The sequence below is a fragment of the Pseudoalteromonas sp. MMG005 genome (genome assembly GCF_018101015.1).
Classification (GTDB): domain Bacteria; phylum Pseudomonadota; class Gammaproteobacteria; order Enterobacterales; family Alteromonadaceae; genus Pseudoalteromonas; species Pseudoalteromonas aurantia.
This window is the reverse complement of the sequence record NZ_JAGJEK010000031.1, coordinates 26,068-47,398: the sequence shown is the minus strand read 5'-3', so window position 1 is coordinate 47,398 and position 21,331 is coordinate 26,068. Positions and strand designations below refer to the sequence as shown.

The window sequence follows — 21,331 nt, the reverse complement described above, 5'->3', positions numbered from 1 at the left end:
GGAGCATGATTAAAGTACTCGTAATTGATGATTCTCCCTTAATAAGAGGGATACTAACAGAGGTATTGCAACAAGCCGCAGACATTGAAGTCGTTGGATGCGCAGAAGATCCATATCAAGCAAGGGAATTGATTAAAACACTTCACCCTGATGTACTAACACTTGATATAGAAATGCCTAAAATGGATGGCTTAAGCTTTTTAAGAAATTTAATGCGTTTGCGACCTATGCCAGTAGTCATGATTTCGACATTGACTCAGCAAGGATCACCAGCCACGCTTGAGGCTTTAGAAATTGGTGCTGTTGATTTTATTGCTAAACCAAAGGTGAATGTGTCAGAACAGTTACAGGCGTATGCTGATACATTACAAGAAAAGGTCAGAGTTGCTGCTCAAGCACGGATCAGGCCATTTAAGGCGTCAGATCACATTCCTCCAACCATCATAGGCGAGTCACAACAGTACAAAGTCAACGCGATTTTGGCGATTGGGGCTTCGACGGGGGGAACAGAAGCAATTAAAGAAGTATTGATGAAGCTGCCAAAGCATGCCCCTGCTACTGTGATAACACAACATATTCCCCCTGTATTTAGTGCGTCTTTTGCACAACGTATGGATCGTTGCACGAGTGTGCTTGTTAAAGAGGCGGAACATGGAGATGTGTTAGGACCAGGTAAAGTGTTTATTGCGCCAGGGGATAAACATTTAAAAATAGTGAAACGCGGCTCGGTGACGGTCTGTGAGCTGTATGATGGTGATCCTGTGAATCGGCATAAACCTGCTGTAGATGTTTTGTTTGATTCACTGATCCCATTGGCAAAACAAGTGAGTGCCGTGCTTTTAACTGGCATGGGAAGTGATGGTGCAAAAGGGATGTTAAAGTTGCGACAGAACGGAGCAAAGACTGCAGCACAAGATGAAGCGAGTTGTGTGGTGTGGGGTATGCCTCGGGCGGCTGTGCAGCTTGAGGCTGCACAGACTGTTATACCACTTAGTCGAGTAGCTCAGACATTGTTGTCATCAGTCACTAAGTAGAGGTGGCATGTTGGAATCTAATTGTCGTGATGAGACTTAATAATTACCCATGGCTGCGAGTACCAATAGTATTGACCCGGTTTCCCTTTAATCGGGGCGGTACAGTTATACCTTGAGCGACCTAATGTCAGAGCGTGTGAAGAAGTGATGGAGACACTTTTGTCATTTAACCATGTTAGCTCAGCAGTGCCTCCCCCAGATATGAAGCAAGCTAATTGGCCAGTATGGAAGGGCTTGTTGTGGAAGGTGAGTGTGATTATTGGCTTTGATTGTGATGTCACTGAATTATCATATTGCGCAGCTGCGATTGAAAAAGCATTTGAATGTAATTTTGTCTTGAGCGTGTTTAAATCAGCATAAATTCCAGATGCCGGAAAACGTGGGATACGAGTGAAGTCAGAGTAAATGCCCACAGCCCCAGAATGCTGTCCTATGCCAATATAGCCTAACTCCGCAACAAGTTGTTGTAGTGCAGTGTTAAACTCGCCATAAGGGTAAGCTAATAGCTTTGCATTATGCCCCACTTCTTCTTTAATGCGCTGTTCTGACCAGGTGATATCTTGCTTAATTCGTGTGTACCATACATCATGGGTTTCTCTCATTAACTTTTTATGGAGATAATCATGTTGTGCACTGTGATTCGCGATCAATGCTCCTCGTTTGGCAAGCGTTCTTAATTCATCCCAAGTCATGACGTAACTTTGTTGTTCGTCAATGAGCTTGGGGTTGACGAAAATAGTATACGGATAGTTAAATTTTTCAAGTAAGGGGGCGGCATCTGTGATGTTGTTGTCGTAACCATCATCAAAGGTAATGGCGACCGTGTTAGGTCCTACCGCTAGGCCATGCTTTAGTTTCTGTAAGAGTGTGTTTAATGGCACAACTTTAAAATTATTTTCTTTAAGATATTGAAGATGTGCTGTAAATGTATCACTACTTACTGAGGTTACAGCGGGCAGCTTTTCGCTGACGTGATGATACTGTAATATTACTGCGGCAAACACGCTGCGAGTCATCAACATTGAGGCCAAAAATACAATATGGGTCATTTTCTTAGCAAACATAAGTCCTACCACTTCGCTTTACTTTTACTTGCGGGACCGATGATTTTATCAAATATCTCGGTACCCTTGCTAGGTTTAGTTGATACGGCTGTGATTGGGCATCTCTCAAGTGCCCATTATTTAGCCGGTATTGCTTTAGGATCAGGAAGCATTGCGATTCTATTTTGGTTGGCGAGTTTTTTAAGGATGAGTACAACAGGCGTTATCGCACAGGCATTTGGTGCTAAAGACTTCGTAAGAGTTAAGCAACTCCTGTTAAGCAGCTTATTTTTGTCTCTTATTTTTTCGGTTACGCTTATCGCTTTAAGTCCAGTATTAATGTATTTGATAGAGGCATTGTCGGGGGCGTCACCACAAGTGATGTCACAGGCGAACAGTTACTTTTCTATTCGAATTATGAGTGCTCCTGCGGCACTAAGTAATTTAGTATTACTCGGGCTCATGCTTGGCATGCATTATGGGAAAGGCCCATTTTATTTGGTGTTGTTTACCAATATTGTGAATATTGTTTTAGATGTGGTGTTTGTACTCGTACTAGATTTTGGGGTCGCTGGTGCGGCTTGGGCGTCTGTAATCGCGGATTATAGTGCATTGGTGTTAGCAGTATGTTTAGTTAAAAAACTATTCGCTCGTCACGGTGTTTCTTGGGGGGGATCCTTGCCTTCAAAGGAAAGTATTGCAGGTTTGTTGACCCTAAATCGTGATATATTTATCCGCTCTTTGCTGTTGCAGCTATGCTTTAGCTTCATGACTTTTTATGGTGCGCGATTAGGCGAAACGATACTTGCTGCCAATGCTGTGTTGTTGAACTTTCTCATGCTAGTAAGCTTTGCATTAGACGGTATTGCTTATGCTGCCGAAGCGAAAGTGGGTGCAGCGAAAGGGGAAGGGGATGTTCAACAGTTGCATTTGTGGGTTAAGGTAAGCGTATGGTGGGGAAGTATTTTTGCTATTGGATATAGTGTCTTTTTTGCGATATTTGGCTCAGCTATCATCGGATTGCTGACGAATATTCCAGATGTAATTAAGGCTGCTAAGCTTTATTTACCATGGCTTATTGTATTACCAATTATTGCTATGGCATGTTTTTTGTTCGACGGCGTATTTGTCGGCCTAACACGAGCAAAGGAAATGCGTAACTCGATGTTTATTGCACTGATGGTTGGATTTTTTGTACCTTTTTATTTAACGATGGAGTGGGGGAATCATGGCTTATGGTTTGCGATGAGCTGCTTTATGGCAACGAGAGGCCTCACTTTGGTTTATCGTTATAAGAAGATATTTGATCAGGGTGCATTGTTGCAATGACTTGTGAAAAGCGATTAGCAAATATACCAAGATAACCCCATGCAGCAAAAAACAATGCCGGGATTAGTAATCCTAGCCCAATTAGCTGCACCCATGCTTGCTCATAATAGCCATATGCAATGGCTATACAGCTAAGTGCAAACAGTCCCAAGCCAATAAAAAAGCGCCTGAGACTCAGCTTAGGGTGCTGCCCAAGTTTATAAATGATGGCTTTTAACATGGTGCCTTAATAATAAGAGTGCTCACCAGCTTGATGCTCTGTGATATCACGTACCCCGGTGATTTCATCAAACTTGGCTATCATTTCTTTTTCAATTCCTTCTTTAAGGGTCACATCAATCATTGAGCAGCCATTACACCCGCCCCCAAATTGTAATATGGCAATCCCTTCTGCTGTGATCTCAACTAGGCTGACCTGACCACCATGATTCGCTAGCTGCGGGTTGACTTCTGAGGTTAGCATATACTCAACGCGTTCATTTAGGTCCGCATTTTCACTCAGCTTTTTAGCTTTGGCATTGGGGGCCTTCAAGGTAAGTTGTGTGCCCATTTTGTCTGTGACAAAGTCAATTTCAGCTTCATCTAAAAATGGTGCACTTTCAGCATCAACCACGGCATCGAAGCCGTTAAAGTTAAGGCGAATATCACTTTCCTCGACGGCATCAGCAGGACAATAAGATACACCACATTCGGCTTGAGAAGTACCTGGGTTTACGACGAACACACGAATGTTAGTTGCTTCTGCTTGATCGGATAGCAGTTTAGCGAAATGTGATTGAGCTGTTTCTGAAATGGTTATCATAACTGTGACTATTACTTGACTAAATTACTCGGATACTTTGTATGATACTCCCCTCATCGTGTTGTCGCTAGTGTTGGACGTAAAAATTTGGCAACTTCTAATTAGGCTGTTAGCGTTTAAACAATCATCAGTTTTAAGGTCTTGATATGCGGTTTGTATTTTTTTGTTTGGCAATAGCGATATGTTTGCCTCTTTCGGTGGTGGCTAAGCCACTTCATTACTATTTTCCAGAAGATATTCAATTTAACCCAAACATTCCTAAGCCTAGTGAAGTACTTGGGTATGAGGTTGGGCAATGGCATGTGCGACATGATCAATTAGTACAGTATATGAAAGTGTTAGCCAAGAAGAGTGATCGCGTGCAAATAAAAACAATCGGTTACACTCACGAACAACGGCCATTGCTGTTATTGACTATAACGGCACCTGACAAATTACAACACATTGAAAAAATTCGTACCCAACATTTAGCTCGATTATCTTCAGAAGAGACCAGTGTGGGAACACCTGCGGTTGCTTGGATGGGATATAGTGTGCACGGTAATGAGCCATCTGGTAGTAATGCGGCATTGCTGGTGGCGTATTATCTTGCAGCGGCGCAAAACGATGCGGTAACAGAATTATTGAACAACACGGTTATTTTATTGGATCCCTCTCTAAATCCAGATGGTTTAGCGCGTTTTGCTCAATGGGCAAATAGTAATCGAGGTATGAATTTATCAGCGGATCCACAACATCGAGAGCATGTGGAGGCTTGGCCTTCAGGACGCACAAACCATTATATGTTTGACTTAAATAGAGATTGGCTGTTGCTGCAACATCCGGAGTCTCAAGCTCGGGTGTCTGAATTTCATCGATGGAAACCAAATGTTTTAACTGACTTCCATGAAATGGGATCGAATAGCAGTTACTTTTTCCAACCCGGTATTGCATCTCGGACACACCCTCTAACTCCTAAAATGAATGTGACTTTAACTGAGGTATTAGCACAGTTTCATGCTAAGTCTTTAGATGATGATAAGCAGCTCTATTTTACACAAGAAAGCTTTGATGATTTTTATTACGGAAAGGGATCTACTTATCCGGATGCAAATGGCGCTATAGGTATTTTATTTGAGCAAGCAAGCAGCCGAGGTCATGTACAAGACACAATCAATGGACAGCTCAGTTTTGCGCAAACCATAAAAAACCAGTTAACAACCAGTCTGTCGACATTTACAGGGGTAATGGCGAATAAAAAACAACTACTTTCCTATCAACAGCAGTTTTATCAACAGGCAGTCGCTTTGGCAAACAAAGAGAAGTTTGCAGGTTATGTGGTATCTGCTGGGCAAGATCAACAAAAATTTGAAACGTTTTTATCGTTGCTGTCACAGCATCAAATCGAAGGGTTTACATTACAAAAACCCTTTAAAGTGGCTGGCTACCAGTACCAAATAGGTGATATTTATGTGCCATTAGCACAGCCACAATATCGATTAGTTAAAGCGGTATTTTCGGAACAAAAAACGTTTCAAGATAATACTTTCTATGATGTTTCAGGGTGGACATTAGCACATGCATTTAATTTGAATTTTGCTAAAGCAGATAGTACATGGGGGTTAAAAGTGAGCGAGCAACCTTGGAAGTTGCCTGCAAAGCAGCAATATGAAGTGCTTCCAGATGCGTATGCTTATAGCTTTTCATGGCAACAATGGCAGGCTCCAAAAATGCTGAACTTTTTATTGAAGAATAAAATTGAAGCTCGCGTGGCCATGAAAGCATTTAATGCTATAACCACCTCAGGAGAACACGCTTTTGCTTCAGGTAGTATCGTTATTCCATCAGGGCTTCAGCAGAATAAGCGTTGGCTTGCACTGTTGAATATGGCACAAACTAAGTTTTCGGTAAAAATTCACCCCATCACTACAGGTTTAACGAGTAAAGGCATTGATCTAGGGTCTCGCAATATGAGTGCACTCACACGGCCAAAGGTATTGCTTGTGGGAGGTGAAGGGACTAGTCAATATGAAGTTGGTGAAGTTTGGTATCATTTGGATAAACATTTAGGTATCGCGCCAACACTTGTTGAGCAAGATAGAATCGCGCAAGTAAACCTCTCAAAATATAGCCATATCATTTTAACAGATGGTCGTTTTAATCGTTTGTCAGATCGGGCTAAAGTGTTGATCACTGGCTGGGTTAATAAGGGAGGTGTAATTTGGGGTCATAAAAGAGGCGCAAAATGGCTGCTTGATAGTCAAATGCTAAATGCGAAAAGTGTGAGTAAAAAAGAAATGGCTGAGCAGTTTAATACCAAGGATCTGACTTATGGTGATCAAGATGCACTGGGCGGTAAGCAGCGTATCGCTGGCGCTATTTTTTCTACTGAGCTCGATCTTTCACATCCGCTTTCCTTCGGCTTTGAACGTGCGACATTACCTGTGTTTAAAAACAGCACCTGGTTGCTTAAAGCGCCTGAAAAGCCGTTCTTATCGGTCAGCAAATATGTAGAAAAACCTTTATTGTCGGGCTACGCCGCAGCAGAGAATGTTTCGAAAATAAGCGAAGGTGCAGCAGTCATTGCCCACCGGTATGGGGAAGGTAGCGTGATAGCCAGTACAGATAACCCTGTTTTTAGAGGGTATTGGTACGGAAGTAGTCGCTTACTGACAAATGCTATATTTTTTGGTCACACACTATCGGTTCAAGGGCGTTAATGCGGTAGTAAATGCCCAAACTTGCGCTGCACCCGCTTCTAGACACGCGCGTGCAGCTGCATTCATTGTTGCACCGGAGGTTATAATATCATCAACAAGTGCTACATTAAGTCCCTCCATTGAGCCTTCAACGTAAAATGCCCCTTTAATATTATGCTGTCGTTTATGCCGTGATAAATTACTTTGAGCTTGCGTGTTGTGTGACCTGACTAATGTAGGAATAGGCGTGACTGTATTGAGTAAACAGGGTTGCCATGTTTGACTGACTTGATTAAAACCTCGGGTGGCTAATCGAATTGGATGTAGGGGGATGACGATGGTTAAATCAGGCGTAAAAGCTGCGTGCGACAAACATCCACTAAACTGTTGTGTAATAACTTGTTGTAGCGCTTTTTTATAATAGGCTTTGTGTTGAAATTTATAACCCTTTAACCATACTTTTAATTGGCTCTCATACCATCCACATGCAATCAAACCACTACAATTTGGCAGCGCGAAGTCTCTTTGAATATCAGGACGTAATAATAAGTTACCCTCACTATGAGCAAATAGCGGCATATCTTCGAGACAATACGGGCATATGACATCATGTGTTGCTAGAGGGGCATGACAACAAATACAGATATTGGGCATAAGCCAATCGATGATTTTCCTGAGTGCCATCGTTACTTTCCATTGTGTTAGCGGTATTATTACAACAAGTTTGGTTGAGAGTTTTTGAAAATGCAAAATGAAGCGGTTCTGTTACATGGCTGGGGTATGAATGCACAAGTATGGCATTATGTAGAACCAGATATACAGGCGGTATATAAAGGGAATGTGCGCAGTATTAACTTACCGGGCTTCGGTGGCGCATGTTCACCTGCTGGTGATTATTCACTTGCAAGTGCCGCAGAATTACTAGCCAAGCAGCTGCATGCAAACAGTGTTTTAATTGGTTGGTCATTGGGTGGATTATTTGCCCTTTATCTGGCAAAGCATTTTCCAGAGAAAGTGAGTAAAGTCATTTTAATTGCATCAACGCCTTATTTTTGTGAGCAACAACACTGGTTAGGGATCAAACCTGATGTGTTGAATACCTTCCAGGTTCAATTACAAAATAGTGCAGCTAAAACCATTGAGCGATTTTTAGCAATTCAAGCGATGGGAAGTGAAAACGCACGGGAAGATATTAAGCATTTACGGGCTTTGCTCGCAGGATCTCCTGCACCGGATAGTCGAGCACTTAAAGCGGGCCTAGAAATATTAAAACGGGAAGATTTACGGGCTGAAATGAGTGTATTACCACAACCTATTTTTGGTTTATTTGGTCGCTTAGATTCACTAGTACCCAAAGGTGTCATTACACAAATTTGCGAGCTTAACCCACAATTTAACTATGAAGTATTGCCTAAAGCATCACACGCACCATTTATTTCACATCGGCAGGAATTTATAACTTTCCTAAAATCAGTACTTTAAAAATTGAATATAAAAATGGTATTAAAATAGCGAAATCGTGCTTTATTTCCATGACTTTTTGCGCAATAATTAACCATATATAAATGTTTCTGGAGCAGGCTATGCCAATTGGTGACGTATTAAATAATGGGATTGAGGGGTTTAATAGAGCCAGCCAAGGTATTGAGCGTGCTAGTGCTGAAATCAATCGTGCGACTCAGAGTTCGCAAGATGAGAATCAATTGGCACAGCAACGTCAATTGCAAGGGGCCCGTCCAGAAGAGTCAGTAACAGCACCTGTTGCTCAACCAGCTAAGATTGATGAAGCATTAGTGAATTTGAAAGTTGAAGAGTTTAATGCGAAGGCGAATGTGCAATCAATTCGTACTGCAGATGAAGCATTGGGCACTTTGATTGATATTAAGGTTTGAGATTGAAGTAAAATGGTATGAGTATTGTAACGCCACCACCGGCGATGAATTTAAATACTGCCAACGTCTACACTGAAACAGCAAGACGTGATAATCAGCTGCGTGAGGTGATCCCTAAAGCAGCACCTACCTCGGCCACATTTACTGAAAATAAAGCGGTAAATGATGGCGATAAAGCGAAAGCCAATTCTCCCGATGATAACGCATTATATGATAGCTCAGGTAAGCTAGAGAAAAACAAAGTCATTGATGAAAAAGGGGCGCAAAGTGATGATCGTCAAGCCAAATCAGACGGTGATGACACTGCAAGCGAGCAAGAACAAAATGAAGAAAAGGCTGAGCAACAGCAGATCCAAGAATTAAAATCCCGTGATACGGAAGTGAGGTTGCACGAACAAGCGCATGCTCGGGTTGGTGGGCAGTATGCAGGCTCTCCTAGTTATGAATATCAACGAGGTCCTGACGGCAACAATTATGCTGTTGGCGGGCAAGTAATGATTGATGTGGCAGAGATCCCAGGTGACCCTTCTGGTACGATCGAAAAAATGCAAACAGTTCGAGCGGCAGCGTTAGCACCTGCTGAGCCTTCGGGGGCTGACCGGGCAATTGCAGCTGATGCAACACAAAAACAAGCTGCAGCTCAAGCTGAGTTAGCGAAGCAAGTGATCAGTCGAGGAGCAGAAGAGGAGAATCAACAGCAAGATACGACTCGGATTGGAAATTATGAAACTCGTCGGCTTGCTGCTGACGGTGAAGGATTAGCTCTAAGTGATTCTGCAGTGTTAGAATCAGAGAGTGGGCCATTTTCAGTTGCATTACCAATTGAACCAGAAGCTTTTGCGCTAAAATCAGAAGGTGGACCATTTTCGGTGGCTTTGCCAATTGAAAGAGATCCGCAAATTCAGGCGCGTTCGCTGCGTATTAATGATTTTTATCAACAGTCTGTTCGGCCTGAATTATCTGCATCTCTATCACTTCAAGTCTAGTAGAAATTAGGCTCATTTAATACTCCATATCAGACTAATAGCAGATGGATTTACGTATAAAAAACCCGTTCAATGACGGGTTTTTATATAGATAAGGTACTCGTTTATTTTTTCATCTTGGCAAAAGCTTCCGCAAATGCATTGCCCATCGCAGCATTACCATTATCTTTTTTTGGCTTAGCTGTACGGTTTTGCTGTTTGCTTGGTGTTGACTTCTGAACGTGAGGCTTGCTCTTCTTGATATTTTCACTTGGGTGTATTTCATCGTTCAAACGCATAGTAAAGCTGATACGTTTACGAGCTACATCCACTTCAATTACTTTGACCTTAACAATATCACCCGCCTTAACCACCTCACGGGGATCTGAGATAAATTTATTTGTGATTGCGGAAATATGGACCAAACCATCCTGATGTACACCTACATCGATGAAGGCACCAAAATTCGCGACATTTGACACAACCCCCTCTAAAATCATCCCAACTTCCAGGTCTGATATCTTTTCGATCCCGGCTTTAAACTCGGCTGTTTTAAATTCAGGTCGAGGATCTCGGCCGGGCTTATCTAGCTCTTTTATAATATCAGATACGGTTGGCAAGCCAAATTTATCACTCGTAAAGTCGTTTGCGACGAGTGTATTAAGCACTGTACTGTTACCAATTAAATCGGATATTGGAATTTCTTTTACTTGTGCAATTTGTTTGACGACGGGGTAAGCTTCAGGGTGAACAGATGAGGCGTCAAGAGGATCTTTACCATCGATGATGCGCAAGAAACCAGCTGCTTGTTCAAATGCTTTTGGACCGAGTCGTTCAACTTTTTTCAGTTGATTACGTGCCGTAAACGAACCATGCTCATCTCGATATTTAACGATATTATTAGCCAGTGTTTTACTGAGACCTGATACTCGTGTCAAAAGAGGCGCTGAAGCCATATTTACATCAACGCCAACGGAGTTAACACAGTCTTCTACTACTGAGGTTAATGTTTGGCCTAGTTGACTTTGTGACACATCGTGCTGATATTGACCAACACCGATAGATTTTGGCTCGATTTTGACCAATTCGGCTAACGGGTCCTGTAATCTGCGAGCGATAGAAACAGCGCCTCGTAGTGATACGTCTAAATCAGGAAATTCATTCGCAGCGAATTCAGATGCAGAATAAACGGAAGCTCCTGCTTCGCTGACCATAATTTTGCTGAGCTTTAGTTCCTCAGCAGCTTTGAGTAATTCGGAAGCCAGTTTGTCTGATTCTCGAGAGGCAGTTCCGTTGCCAATGGCAATCAATTGCACTTTATGTTGGCGACAAAGCTGTTCAAGTGTCCGTAATGATTTATCCCAATGATTTTGCGGTGCATGTGGAAAAATGGTGTTAGTTGCCAATAATTTTCCAGTACTATCGACCACTGCAATTTTACAGCCTGTACGTAAACCAGGGTCGATCCCTAAGGTAATACGCGGTCCAGCAGGTGCTGCCATTAGTAAGTCTTTTAGGTTTTTCGCAAAAACATCAATTGCACCTGTTTCAGCATTTTCACGTAGTGATCCTAGAAATTCATTTTCTAGATGTAATGATAATTTAATTTTCCACGTCCACTGTACAACAATCATCAACCATTGACTGGCATTGGCAGACGCCACATTGAGCCGATAATGATCGGCTATCATCTGTGCGCAATACTGTTGTGGATTGTCTACCCCAGGTTCTGGATTAATGGCTAATTGTAAGATGCCCTCATTACGTGCCCTTAGCATGGCCAAAGCTCTGTGAGATGGGACTTTAGTGAGCTTTTCACTGTGTTCGAAGTAATCTCGGTACTTGCTGCCGCTGTCTTCTTTTCCTTTTATAACAATCGCTTCAAGTTGACCATTCTGTTGAATGTGACGACGAAATTTAGCGAGTAGTTTGGCGTCTTCGGCGAAACGCTCCATTAAAATGAATTTGGCTCCATCTAACACGGCCTTGATGTCGCTCATTCCAGCTTGGTCATTTAGATATTTTTCAGCAAGTATTTCAGGAGATTGGTTAGCGTCCATGAAAAGCGCATCAGCGAGAGGCTCAAGCCCAGCTTCTATTGCGATTTGCCCTTTGGTACGCCGTTTTGGCTTGTACGGCAAATATAAATCTTCTAACTCGGTTTTGCTTTGTGCATTCGCAATGTCTGTGGCTAGTGCATCAGACAATTTCTCCTGCTCTGTGATTGTATTGAGAATAAAACTTCGGCGCTCTTCTAATTCTCGCAAATAACTCAATCTTTGTTCTAATAGGCGCAGTTGAGTATCGTCTAGTCCGCCAGTGATTTCTTTACGGTAACGGGCAATAAAAGGTACAGTTGCACCTTCATCTAATAAAGCAGTAGCAGCAATGACTTGCTGTTCTTGTGCGTTTAACTCTTGTGCTAAACGTCCAGAGATGTTGCTCATGCAAAATCCTTATAAAGTTCAATACTATACGCGCTAATTCGGCATATATTAATAATACTAACTATATCACAGCATAAATGAATAAGAAGCTTAGCTGGAAGGGTAATCTATTTTGTTTACGAACCATACTTTTTCTCCTTGCGGAGTTTGTACTACAAAGTCATCGTCGACTTGTTTGCCTAATAGAGCACGGGCCATCGGTGAATCAATAGAAATATAATCATGTCGCTCATAAATTTCGTCAGGGCCAACAATGCGAAACTTTTTACATTGTTGTTCGTCATTCTCAATTTCAACCCAAGCACCAAAAAAGACTTTGCCAGTCTGTTGAGACGAATATTCAATAATTTTCAAATCGGGTAAACGCTTTCTTAAATATCTAACTCGCCTATCTATTTGCCTTAATACACGTTTATTGAATGTGTAATCTGCATTCTCAGAGCGATCACCTAAGCTTGCAGCCCATGACACGATTTTTGTGATCTCTGGGCGTTTTTCATGCCAAAGGTGATCATGTTCTTGCTGCAATTTTCGGTACCCTTCAGGGGTGATCAGGTTTGTCTTCATGTCATAAATCGGCTCTGTGTTGATGCTGTGACAACTTAAATAAAAAAGATTTGGATGTCGAGCTTTCTACGTTCGCGGACCTTATTTTTTTACTCTGTAACGTTCGGTAACAAATCTTCTTTTAAGGTATGGTGTCTAGTTATCTATTTTTCAATTATATTAAGCTAAGGTATTAATAAAAAGAAGAATGAGTAATGGGAAGTGAAACCACTAAGGTTTTAGTCGTAGATGATGATATGCGTCTACGCAGTTTATTGGAAAGGTATTTAGTTGAGCAAGGGTTCATTGTTCGCACTGCTGCCAACGGTGAGCAAATGGATCGTTTATTAGAGCGAGAAAACTTTCATCTAATGGTCTTGGACTTGATGCTGCCTGGAGAGGATGGGTTATCAATCTGCCGCCGGCTTAGACAAAAAGAAAATGAAATCCCGATTGTGATGTTAACTGCAAAAGGGGATGAAGTGGATAGAATTATAGGTTTGGAATTGGGAGCTGATGACTATATTCCAAAACCGTTTAATCCACGAGAACTGCTTGCCAGAATTAAAGCCATTTTACGACGCAGGGCAAAAGAAGTTCCAGGTGCGCCAGCAGCAGAAGAAAATGAAGTGGCTTTTGGTATATTCAAACTAAACTTGGCAACACGTGAAATGCATAAAGGTGATGAGGTCATCGCCCTAACAAGTGGAGAGTTTGCGGTATTAAAAGCACTTGTTAATCATCCTAGAGAGCCTTTAAGTCGAGATAAATTAATGAATTTAGCTCGAGGCAGAGATTACAGTGCGTTGGAAAGAAGCATTGATGTACAAGTTTCACGGCTACGCAGAATGATTGAAGAAGATGCAACTAATCCACGTTATATTCAAACCGTTTGGGGTTTAGGGTATGTATTTGTTCCTGATGGCCAAAGTTAGTTAGGCGTATGAGTTTACTTCCAAAAAGTGCATTTGGGCAAACCGTGTTTTTTGTTGGGGCATTATTACTTGTCAATCAAATTATGTCTTATATCACTGTGACTTTGTATGTATTTAAACCAACATTCGAGCAAGTCAACTTGATGTTAGCGAAGCAAGTTAAAACGGTCTTTATTGATTGGGAAGATGGCGTTGAAGTGACATCTGAATTATCAGAGCGATTTTTTGAAATCACTGGTATAGAAGTAATGACACAGAGAGAGGCGTATATTAATGGGTTAGGAGAAGCAAAAGAATATACTTTATTGTCGAAAAGTATGTCAGAGCAATTGAATGGCTCAGCACGTGTACGGATCAGCCAAGGTGATCCTGTCGTGTATTGGGTTGAAGCCCCTCAAGCGCCTGGTTATTGGGTTCGTGTACCTTTGACAGGTTTTAGTGAAACCAAGCTGGAGTTTTTAATTTTTTATTTATCGAGTATCGGTTTTTTAAGTGTGCTCGGTGGCTGGTGGTTTGCTCGACATTTAAACCGACCCTTAAAAGCATTGCAGACAGCGGCAGGACGAGTCGGAGTAGGCGATTTTTCTACACGATTAGTTGAACGTGGTTCAACAGAGGTGATTGAAGTAACAAAAGCATTTAATCAAATGTCAAAAGGGATTGCTGAACTTGAAAGTGATCGCCGGTTGCTAATGGCTGGAGTGTCTCATGATTTAAGAACGCCGTTAACGCGCATTCGTTTAGCCACGGAAATGATGGCTGATGAGGAAGATTATTTGAAGGAAGGCATCATTGATGATATTGAAGATATGAATGCCATAATTGATCAATTTATTGAATACTTACGGCATCATAATTCTGGTGAAATGGTCTTAGAGGACGTGAACACTGTTGTTGAGGAAGTTGTACATGCCGAGCAGCAGCATCAACGTACTATTCATTTGTCAACACAAGAAGAATTAACACCAGTATTGATGAATTCAGTTGCACTCAAGCGGGTACTGACAAACATGATTGAGAATGCGATTCGGTATTCAGATGCCGCGATTGAAGTGTCCACTGAATATAATGTACTTGATAAATCCGTACTAATTAAGGTACAAGATAGAGGGCCAGGGATACCGGAAGAAGAACTGGAAAGTGTCTTTGAGCCATTTAAACAGGGCGATCAAGCTCGAGGTAGTGAAGGAAGTGGACTTGGCTTAGCAATTATTAAACGGATAGTGACCACTCATGGAGGAGAAGTAAGATTGCAAAACCGCCCTGATGGCGGTTTAAGTGCCCAAGTGCAGCTTCCTAGCGCAGGTAAGGCGTCAGATAAAATTTAATATTGGATAAAAGTATGACGCAGTTAATTGTATTGGGGGCAGGTTGGCTTGGCCAACCTTTGTGTCGGCAGGCGAACGAACGAGGCTGGCAAGTACAGGGAACACGGCGAAATCCTGACCCTACAGTACCATTTGAACGACAGTTCAGTTTGTTAGAAGAGCGGATTACCCATACCTTATCATTGCACAATGCTTGGTGGGTATGCGCTATACCACCAAGAGCAAGAAATAAAGATAGTCAGTACCTACATACTTTAGAGCATGCTTTAACATTGAGTAAAGATATGTCCGCTAAAGGCTTTTTACTGTGCTCAAGTACCGGGGTGTATAGCCGTGCCGACGGGTTATACAATGAACACAGCTCTATTGAGACTTCAACAGACCGGCAGCAAATGTTGGTTAATGCGGAGCGCATGGTATTGAATCAGGGTGGCAAAGTTTTGAGATTAGCTGGTTTGGTTGGGCCAAATAGAGAGCCAGGTCAATTTATTGCAGCAAAGGCACTGAAAAGTTCATCGCATGGGCATGTTAATATGGTACATCAGCAAGATGTTTTAAATGGTATATTTACTGTTCTATCTAACTGGCACCATAACCAAGCAATATATAATTTATGTCATCCATGGCACCCGACGCGTGCGCAGTATTATCAACAAAAATGTCAATTATTGGAAACCCAGCCCCCCACATTTTCGTGTGACACAGAAAGCGAACGTATTATTGATGGTTCGGCTATAGAGCAACTTGGTTTTGAATATTTACATGCTATCTAACGAATATGGAGAAACCTCTATTCGCTGTTGCGTTTGAATGTTAAGTGTCCGCCTAAACGGTATTTGCTGCCAGGAGAAATTAAACGAGCAAAACTGACGATGCCTTCATACGACCAAGTACGGCGAATAACTTGTAAGCAAGGCTCTTCATTAAATAAGCTTAACCATTGGCAAACTTCAATGGACGGCATAATCGCCTCAACAGTGTGGCGGGCTTCCGTCAAAGGTGCCACTTGCGATAAATATTCGTGTGGTGTAGTTAAGTTGAAGTCTTGCTGCAAATAATTGCTGGCAAGTGTAGGGTTAACAAATCGTTCCTCCACTTGTAGTGGTTGCTCATTTTCATTGTGGACTAAGACACTTCGGTAGACTTGACTGTCTATATCGACACCTAAAGCTATGGCTATGGGTGCAATGGCAGATATGGACTCTAGCGATAAGACGCTGCAAGAATATGCACCGTTACGGGCTTGAACTTCATCAGAAATATTCTTAATTTCTAATAAGGAAGACTGTGATTTAAGGCTTGCTACAAATGTGCCTAAACCTTGACTCCGTGTCAAAATTCCCGCATTTGTTAACTCACTGAGCGCTCTACGTGCTGTCATGCGACTTACCGAAAATTGTTCTGCTAATTCATTTTCTGATGGAACGCGTTGATCCTCAACCCAGTTTGCGGTTCTAATATTGTCGATAATATGTTGTTTTATAAGTGCAAATTTAGGTTGTTGGGTCATACCAAGCATGCCGAATTAAGAGTCATGTATGCAAAAGATGGCACAACTTTCTTGTATATACAAGTAACCTTGTTACACTCATATCAGATATTTATTTTCGGAGCTGTGGCGATGATTGAGCCTGATTTAGTAATTTGTGATGTGAACCTTGCAACGATGGACGTTGACCGTTCTGATGCTTATGGCATGATTGAGCAGGGAGCTGTAATGATTAAAGATGGCACTATAGCTTGGTTAGGTAAGCAAGCCGATATGCCTAAATTTGATGCTTTAGTGACTCCTGTACATTCTGGAAAAGGCGCATGGCTAACACCGAGCCTAATTGATTGCCACACACATATTCTATTTGCAGGTAATCGTGCTACAGAATTTGAACAACGTTTGCAAGGTGTATCCTACCAACAGATTGCTCAGCAAGGTGGCGGGATTGCTAGTACAGTTCGTGCGACACGTGAGGCAGATCACGAAACATTATTTGTTAATGCAAAGACACGTTTAAATAGCTTATTAAGAGAAGGTGTTACAACGGTTGAGAGTAAAACAGGTTATGGTTTAGATACAGAAAATGAACTTAAATTACTCGAAGTAAACACGCTTTTATCTGCGCATCACCCGATAGATATTCATAGTACGTTTTTAGGGGCTCATGCATTACCCCCCGAGTATGCCGGGCGTGCTGATGAGTATATTGATATTGTATGTAATGACATGCTGCCTCGTGTAGCTGAACTGAACTTGGCCACCGCGGTTGATGTTTTTTGCGAAAATGTTGGGTTTAGTTATGAACAAACACGTCGAGTGTTTGAGGCAGCTACTAAACTCGGGCTAAAAGTGAAGTGTCACGCAGAGCAATTATCTAATCAAAAAGGCACTGAATTAGTTGCTGAGTTTAAAGGTTTATCGGCAGATCATATTGAGTATTTAGATGAAACTGGTGTGATTGCTATGGCTAATGCCGGCACGACTGCCGTACTACTTCCCGGAGCATTTTATTTTCTGAGAGAAACGCAGCTACCACCTATTGAATTACTGCGAAAACATCATGTATCTATGGCCATTGCGAGTGATTTTAATCCAGGGACGGCGCCACTATGTTCGTTGCGGTTAATGTTAAACATGGGTTGTACATTGTTTAGAATGACACCAGAAGAAACCCTCAAAGGGGTAACTTGTGAAGCTGCTAAGGCGCTTGGTTTATCGGACCGAGGTGTTTTAAAAGAAGGGATGCGAGCAGACATTGCGTTATGGGATATTAGTCATCCTGCGCAATTAAGTTACCAATTTGGCGTGAATGATCTGTTAAATCTCTGGATCTTAGGTAAACTTATTCAGTATTAATTTTTTGCAATGGGGTATTGATGTCGGCTTTCACACATATGTGGTCCGTCACCGCGATCCCCGTACTCAATGGATTGCAACAGGGGGTCATTCCTCTTCTAGCGGCTTTGCTAGCGGGTGTCATATTGATGGGCAGCATGGCTGTAATCGTGTTGAGTAAAAAACCGCGACTGCGTATTTTACATGCAGTGACGGCGGGAATAGGGCTGGCAGCACTCGCCATGAATACTGATTGGGTTCAGTATGTTTTTGGACTGACCCTAATCCTGCATATTATGTATAACTTACGATATAGTGAAGGTGCTCATCTTGTATTGAGCTGTGTATATGCACTGATATTTATTATGTTGTTGGGAGGGCATATCGTATGGTCTTGGTCACACGTACTGAGTGTTGCAGTGCTAGGCCTGCTGTATATTGGGCAGCTTTGCCTTCTTGGTAATGATGAAGAGGTTGAGACGGTTCAAAGTGAAGCCGCAAGTGACCAAGCTCATGATGTGTTAGGTTTGCCTGATCGGGCAAGTTTAAGAGCTGCTTTTAATGAGTTTAGAACTTTAGACCCAGGACCTGCAATGTTGGTGATGATCCGCCTTGAAGGTTTTGAGCAAGTTAATCTACATTTAGGTCGGGAATTTGGAGATTTACTGCTTGCGCAATCAGCAAATAGAATTAAACAACAATTACACAGCCATGATGTTATTGCGATTGCAAATGGTAACGATATGGCAAGGGTTGCTCATTTAGGTGGACTCCATTTTGTTTTCGTATGTGGACTGAGTAACCAAAAACACCTCCATGAACAACTCATTGATGATATTTTACGTAGTACGCTAAAACCCTTTAATGTTGGAAATTGTACCTTAGAAGTGAGTGCGCGGGCGAGTTATGTCAACTGTGATGAAGAGCTTGGTCAATTTGATAATTTACTTACATGTGGGTTTTTGGCATTAGATAGTCAACCAAATCGCGCTGTCTGTGCATATCAACAACAAATGCAAATTACTAAATTAGAACAACAGGCGCGTTTGGCTGAACTTGCCCATATTGATTTTCGCAGTGAATTCGAGCTGTACTTTCAACCCGTGATCCGTCATCAAGATAACGAGATAGAGTTTTTAGAGTTATTGTTACGTTGGCAACATCCTAAGCAGGGAATTTTGGCTGCGGGTAGATTTATTGATGATATTCGTTTGGCTGGATTAGCTGTGCCAGTTGCACATTATGTCATCGAGCGGGCAGCTGAAATTGCCATGGCGTTGAGAATGGACAATATTCATATGCCGTTGAGCGTAAACGTATTTGGCCCTGAAATGCTGCATGAAGAATTTATTGAATTTCTGGATAGGATTCTACTGGAACATCATTTATTACCTGGGGACTTAATTATTGAGTGTCCATCAGCTCTGTTTATGTCATTGGATGCACAAGGTGTTGCTATGGTGGCACGTTTAAGAAGTATTGGCGTTCGATTGTGTGTAGATGGATTTGGAGAAGCGCCATTAATTCTAGCGAAGTTACCAAAGCTTTCTGTAGATTACGTGAAAGTTGGGCGGTCTCTAACTGCTGAACATCAGCAGCAAGGACAGTTTAAAAGTGTAGTCCGGGGCATGGTAGAAATGCAGCAGCAGCTTAATAGTAAAGTAATTTGCGAAGGAGTTGAAACTCAAGAGCAGCTTAACTTTGTACAAAGCTTAGAAACATTTGCTGCTCAAGGCTATTTTTTTGCTAGACCGTTAAGCAGCGTAGGTATGATAAGCTGGCTGAAACAATGGAAACTAGAGCATTAATGGCGTGATTTTGAATTAATTCTCGACGCGTTGGCGACTCGTAAGGTAGCTACACACTAAACCGCTAAGTACTTGACCTGCCTCAACCAACCCTTGCGCCAACCCCTGGGGGTGATTAGCGGGGGCCGCTTCACACAAATGTAAATAAGCGGTATTACTTTGCTCGGCAGATAATGATACAAAGTGTTCAGCATCGTTGGTTGTAAAGCCACAGTTTGTATAGGCACTTACAGGCATGCCACTAATACTATCTACGTCCACTTCAACTCCCATAGGGGCAGTATTGTCAAAGCGATCTAAACCCGTTTTAATCGCTTGAGTTAACGTGCATCTTCGCGTCACAAGGATATCTTGATAAGTGGTATAGCTAAAATTCGCTGTATCTAAGGCTTCTAAAATTGCTTGATTATTTTTTTGAGCATGTAAACCTACGACATGATAATCACTTAACATGTTTTGTTGGTAGGCATAATGAAATCCATTGCCACTGTGACGCCCTTCTATCGCTCTAAAGTCTGCGTGTGGGTCAAAGTTAATCGCATGGCATGCTTGCCCTGTTACTGAGTGAAGTGCTTGTATAATACCCAAGCAGTTATTATGACCCCCACCAATAATGATAGGCTCTAAACCAGCTGCAAATACCATTTTGAGGACATTACTGACACGTTGATCTATATCGGCACATAGATGACGTAATTCAGCCAATTGTTCAGGTTGCTTATTGCATAAGTTTTTACTCGTCTTTTGAAGATCATCACATATGACCTCCCCTAAGAGCAGTACATTTTTAGGGTCTAAAAATTGGTTACAGGGTAAATTCAAAAATCGTTGTAAAAATGCTTGCCACCCTAATGTCGCACCACCTTGACCACAATTTGCACGAGGACCAATATCCTCATTAATACCAACGAGTACATACTTGATACCAAAAGCGGCTGCATCTTTAAGTGCTTGCAGAGTCTCTAACTGTGTATCAAGAAAAGTTAAAGACTGCCAGAATTTTTGCTCATTCTCACGAGTCGTTACAAGGCTGGCAATATCAGCTTCGCGATAAATATGTAGGTGTTCAGTCATGGTGCTCTAGTCTTGCGTATCGTCGGTTTCTAAGATAAGTTCTTCAGCGGAAATAATGATGCCGGTGCTATCTGCATATAGGTAATCATCATCAAAAAATGATACGCCAGCAAAATTAACAGGGACACCGTGTTCGCCAGCCCCTTCACTATCGGCAGATACGGGGGTAGATGAAATAGCTTGAATGCCTATATTGCACTCTTCAAGTTCATCGACATGGCGTATAGCACCATATACGATAATACCTTGCCAATTGTTTTCGACAGCCAATTCAGCTAAATCTATATCAATTAACGCGCGTCGAGTTGAGCCGCCACCATCAATTAATAAAATAGTGTCACTGCCATCTTGCTCTAACGTTGAGCGGATCAATTCGTTATTCTCAAAACATTTAATCGTTTTAATGCGCCCACAGAAAGCTGTTTGCCCACCAAAGTTAATAAACATAGGTTCGAGTACATCAACGACGTCAGCGAAATGATCGCACAAGTCTGAAGTGCTGTAGTCCATACTTTAAATCCTCTGAAAAAATAACGAAAGTCCATTTTAGTATACTCCCATAAATGGTCATAGCAATGGGTAAACAGTAACTTACATATTAGTGTCGCAAAACTGTCACGGCT

At 41.9% G+C, this 21,331-nt stretch carries 20 protein-coding genes; 11 read left to right on the top strand and 9 right to left on the bottom strand.

The window, feature by feature from the left end; all coding sequences use genetic code 11:
* Positions 1-5 precede the first annotated feature (5 nt).
* The gene (locus tag J8M01_RS21390) at positions 6-1,034 is read left to right on the top strand and encodes a chemotaxis response regulator protein-glutamate methylesterase (RefSeq protein WP_211059270.1); all 1,029 of its coding nucleotides are present in this window, start codon (positions 6-8) and stop codon (positions 1,032-1,034) included.
* A 17-nt stretch (positions 1,035-1,051) separates the two neighbouring features.
* Here J8M01_RS21390 and J8M01_RS21385 read toward each other — a convergent pair whose 3' ends face one another.
* Positions 1,052-2,098, bottom strand: coding sequence for a polysaccharide deacetylase family protein (locus J8M01_RS21385; RefSeq protein ID WP_211059269.1), 1,047 nt, complete (start codon positions 2,096-2,098; stop codon positions 1,052-1,054).
* On the opposite strand from J8M01_RS21385, the gene dinF reads away from it, so the two are divergent.
* Entirely contained in the window at positions 2,075-3,406 is a 1,332-nt protein-coding gene (gene dinF / locus J8M01_RS21380) for an MATE family efflux transporter DinF (protein WP_211059268.1), read from the top strand. The two genes, J8M01_RS21385 and dinF, sit on opposite strands and share 24 nt — an antisense overlap.
* On the opposite strand, the gene J8M01_RS24035 is transcribed toward dinF, so the two are convergent.
* Both J8M01_RS24035 and nfuA read right to left on the bottom strand, forming a co-directional pair.
* On the bottom strand, positions 3,351-3,626 hold the full coding sequence (locus tag J8M01_RS24035) for a hypothetical protein (protein WP_225738258.1): 276 nt from the start codon (positions 3,624-3,626) through the stop codon (positions 3,351-3,353). The genes dinF and J8M01_RS24035 overlap by 56 nt on opposite strands.
* 6 nt (positions 3,627-3,632) lie before the next feature.
* Complete coding sequence (nfuA, locus tag J8M01_RS21375; protein WP_192506118.1) at positions 3,633-4,208, bottom strand: Fe-S biogenesis protein NfuA; 576 nt, start codon at positions 4,206-4,208, stop codon at positions 3,633-3,635.
* A gap of 146 nt (positions 4,209-4,354) precedes the next feature.
* Between nfuA and J8M01_RS21370 the strand changes: the two genes are divergently transcribed.
* The gene (locus tag J8M01_RS21370; protein WP_211059267.1) at positions 4,355-6,907 is read left to right on the top strand and encodes a M14 metallopeptidase family protein; all 2,553 of its coding nucleotides are present in this window, start codon (positions 4,355-4,357) and stop codon (positions 6,905-6,907) included.
* On the opposite strand, the gene J8M01_RS21365 is transcribed toward J8M01_RS21370, so the two are convergent.
* A complete protein-coding gene (locus J8M01_RS21365) occupies positions 6,887-7,570 on the bottom strand; it encodes a ComF family protein (protein ID WP_211059266.1) in 684 nt (227 codons plus the stop codon). The two genes, J8M01_RS21370 and J8M01_RS21365, sit on opposite strands and share 21 nt — an antisense overlap.
* A gap of 60 nt (positions 7,571-7,630) precedes the next feature.
* Between J8M01_RS21365 and bioH the strand changes: the two genes are divergently transcribed.
* The 3 genes from bioH (at position 7,631) to J8M01_RS21350 (ending at position 9,764) form a co-directional block, all read left to right on the top strand.
* Complete coding sequence (gene bioH / locus J8M01_RS21360; RefSeq protein ID WP_211059265.1) at positions 7,631-8,368, top strand: pimeloyl-ACP methyl ester esterase BioH; 738 nt, start codon at positions 7,631-7,633, stop codon at positions 8,366-8,368.
* A gap of 101 nt (positions 8,369-8,469) precedes the next feature.
* On the top strand, positions 8,470-8,778 hold the full coding sequence (locus J8M01_RS21355) for a hypothetical protein (RefSeq protein ID WP_192506115.1): 309 nt from the start codon (positions 8,470-8,472) through the stop codon (positions 8,776-8,778).
* A gap of 17 nt (positions 8,779-8,795) precedes the next feature.
* Complete coding sequence (locus J8M01_RS21350) at positions 8,796-9,764, top strand: putative metalloprotease CJM1_0395 family protein (protein WP_211059264.1); 969 nt, start codon at positions 8,796-8,798, stop codon at positions 9,762-9,764.
* 104 nt (positions 9,765-9,868) lie between these two features.
* Here the strand turns inward: J8M01_RS21350 and J8M01_RS21345 are convergent, their stop codons facing one another.
* Both J8M01_RS21345 and greB read right to left on the bottom strand, forming a co-directional pair.
* Positions 9,869-12,190 carry a Tex family protein gene (locus J8M01_RS21345; RefSeq protein WP_211059263.1) on the bottom strand — a complete coding sequence of 774 codons (2,322 nt, stop codon included), beginning with the start codon at positions 12,188-12,190 and terminating at the stop codon, positions 9,869-9,871.
* Positions 12,191-12,280: 90 nt separating this feature from the next.
* On the bottom strand, positions 12,281-12,757 hold the full coding sequence (greB, locus tag J8M01_RS21340) for a transcription elongation factor GreB (RefSeq protein WP_211059262.1): 477 nt from the start codon (positions 12,755-12,757) through the stop codon (positions 12,281-12,283).
* Between the two features lie 194 nt (positions 12,758-12,951).
* Here greB and ompR point away from each other — a divergent pair, with 194 nt between their 5' ends.
* The 3 genes from ompR to J8M01_RS21325 are packed head-to-tail and all read left to right on the top strand — an operon-like array spanning position 12,952 to position 15,772.
* Positions 12,952-13,671, top strand: a complete 720-nt coding sequence (ompR, locus tag J8M01_RS21335) for a two-component system response regulator OmpR (protein WP_192506111.1) — start codon at positions 12,952-12,954, stop codon at positions 13,669-13,671.
* An 8-nt stretch (positions 13,672-13,679) separates the two neighbouring features.
* A complete protein-coding gene (gene envZ / locus J8M01_RS21330) occupies positions 13,680-14,999 on the top strand; it encodes a two-component system sensor histidine kinase EnvZ (protein ID WP_211059261.1) in 1,320 nt (439 codons plus the stop codon).
* Positions 15,000-15,013: 14 nt separating this feature from the next.
* Positions 15,014-15,772, top strand: a complete 759-nt coding sequence (locus J8M01_RS21325) for an NADP-binding protein (protein ID WP_211059260.1) — start codon at positions 15,014-15,016, stop codon at positions 15,770-15,772.
* Between the two features lie 17 nt (positions 15,773-15,789).
* On the opposite strand, the gene hutC is transcribed toward J8M01_RS21325, so the two are convergent.
* A complete protein-coding gene (hutC, locus tag J8M01_RS21320; RefSeq protein WP_210997783.1) occupies positions 15,790-16,509 on the bottom strand; it encodes a histidine utilization repressor in 720 nt (239 codons plus the stop codon).
* A gap of 111 nt (positions 16,510-16,620) precedes the next feature.
* Here hutC and hutI point away from each other — a divergent pair, with 111 nt between their 5' ends.
* Positions 16,621-17,847, top strand: coding sequence for an imidazolonepropionase (gene hutI, locus J8M01_RS21315; protein WP_211059284.1), 1,227 nt, complete (start codon positions 16,621-16,623; stop codon positions 17,845-17,847).
* A gap of 128 nt (positions 17,848-17,975) precedes the next feature.
* Positions 17,976-19,634, top strand: coding sequence for a GGDEF domain-containing phosphodiesterase (locus tag J8M01_RS21310; RefSeq protein ID WP_211059283.1), 1,659 nt, complete (start codon positions 17,976-17,978; stop codon positions 19,632-19,634).
* 15 nt (positions 19,635-19,649) lie between these two features.
* Here the strand turns inward: J8M01_RS21310 and J8M01_RS21305 are convergent, their stop codons facing one another.
* Together J8M01_RS21305 and rraA are read right to left on the bottom strand one after the other, a co-directional pair.
* Entirely contained in the window at positions 19,650-20,708 is a 1,059-nt protein-coding gene (locus J8M01_RS21305) for a formimidoylglutamase (RefSeq protein ID WP_211059259.1), read from the bottom strand.
* A 6-nt stretch (positions 20,709-20,714) separates the two neighbouring features.
* Positions 20,715-21,218: a ribonuclease E activity regulator RraA gene (gene rraA, locus J8M01_RS21300; RefSeq protein ID WP_192506105.1), complete on the bottom strand. Its 504-nt coding sequence runs from the start codon at positions 21,216-21,218 to the stop codon at positions 20,715-20,717.
* Positions 21,219-21,331: the final 113 nt, after the last annotated feature.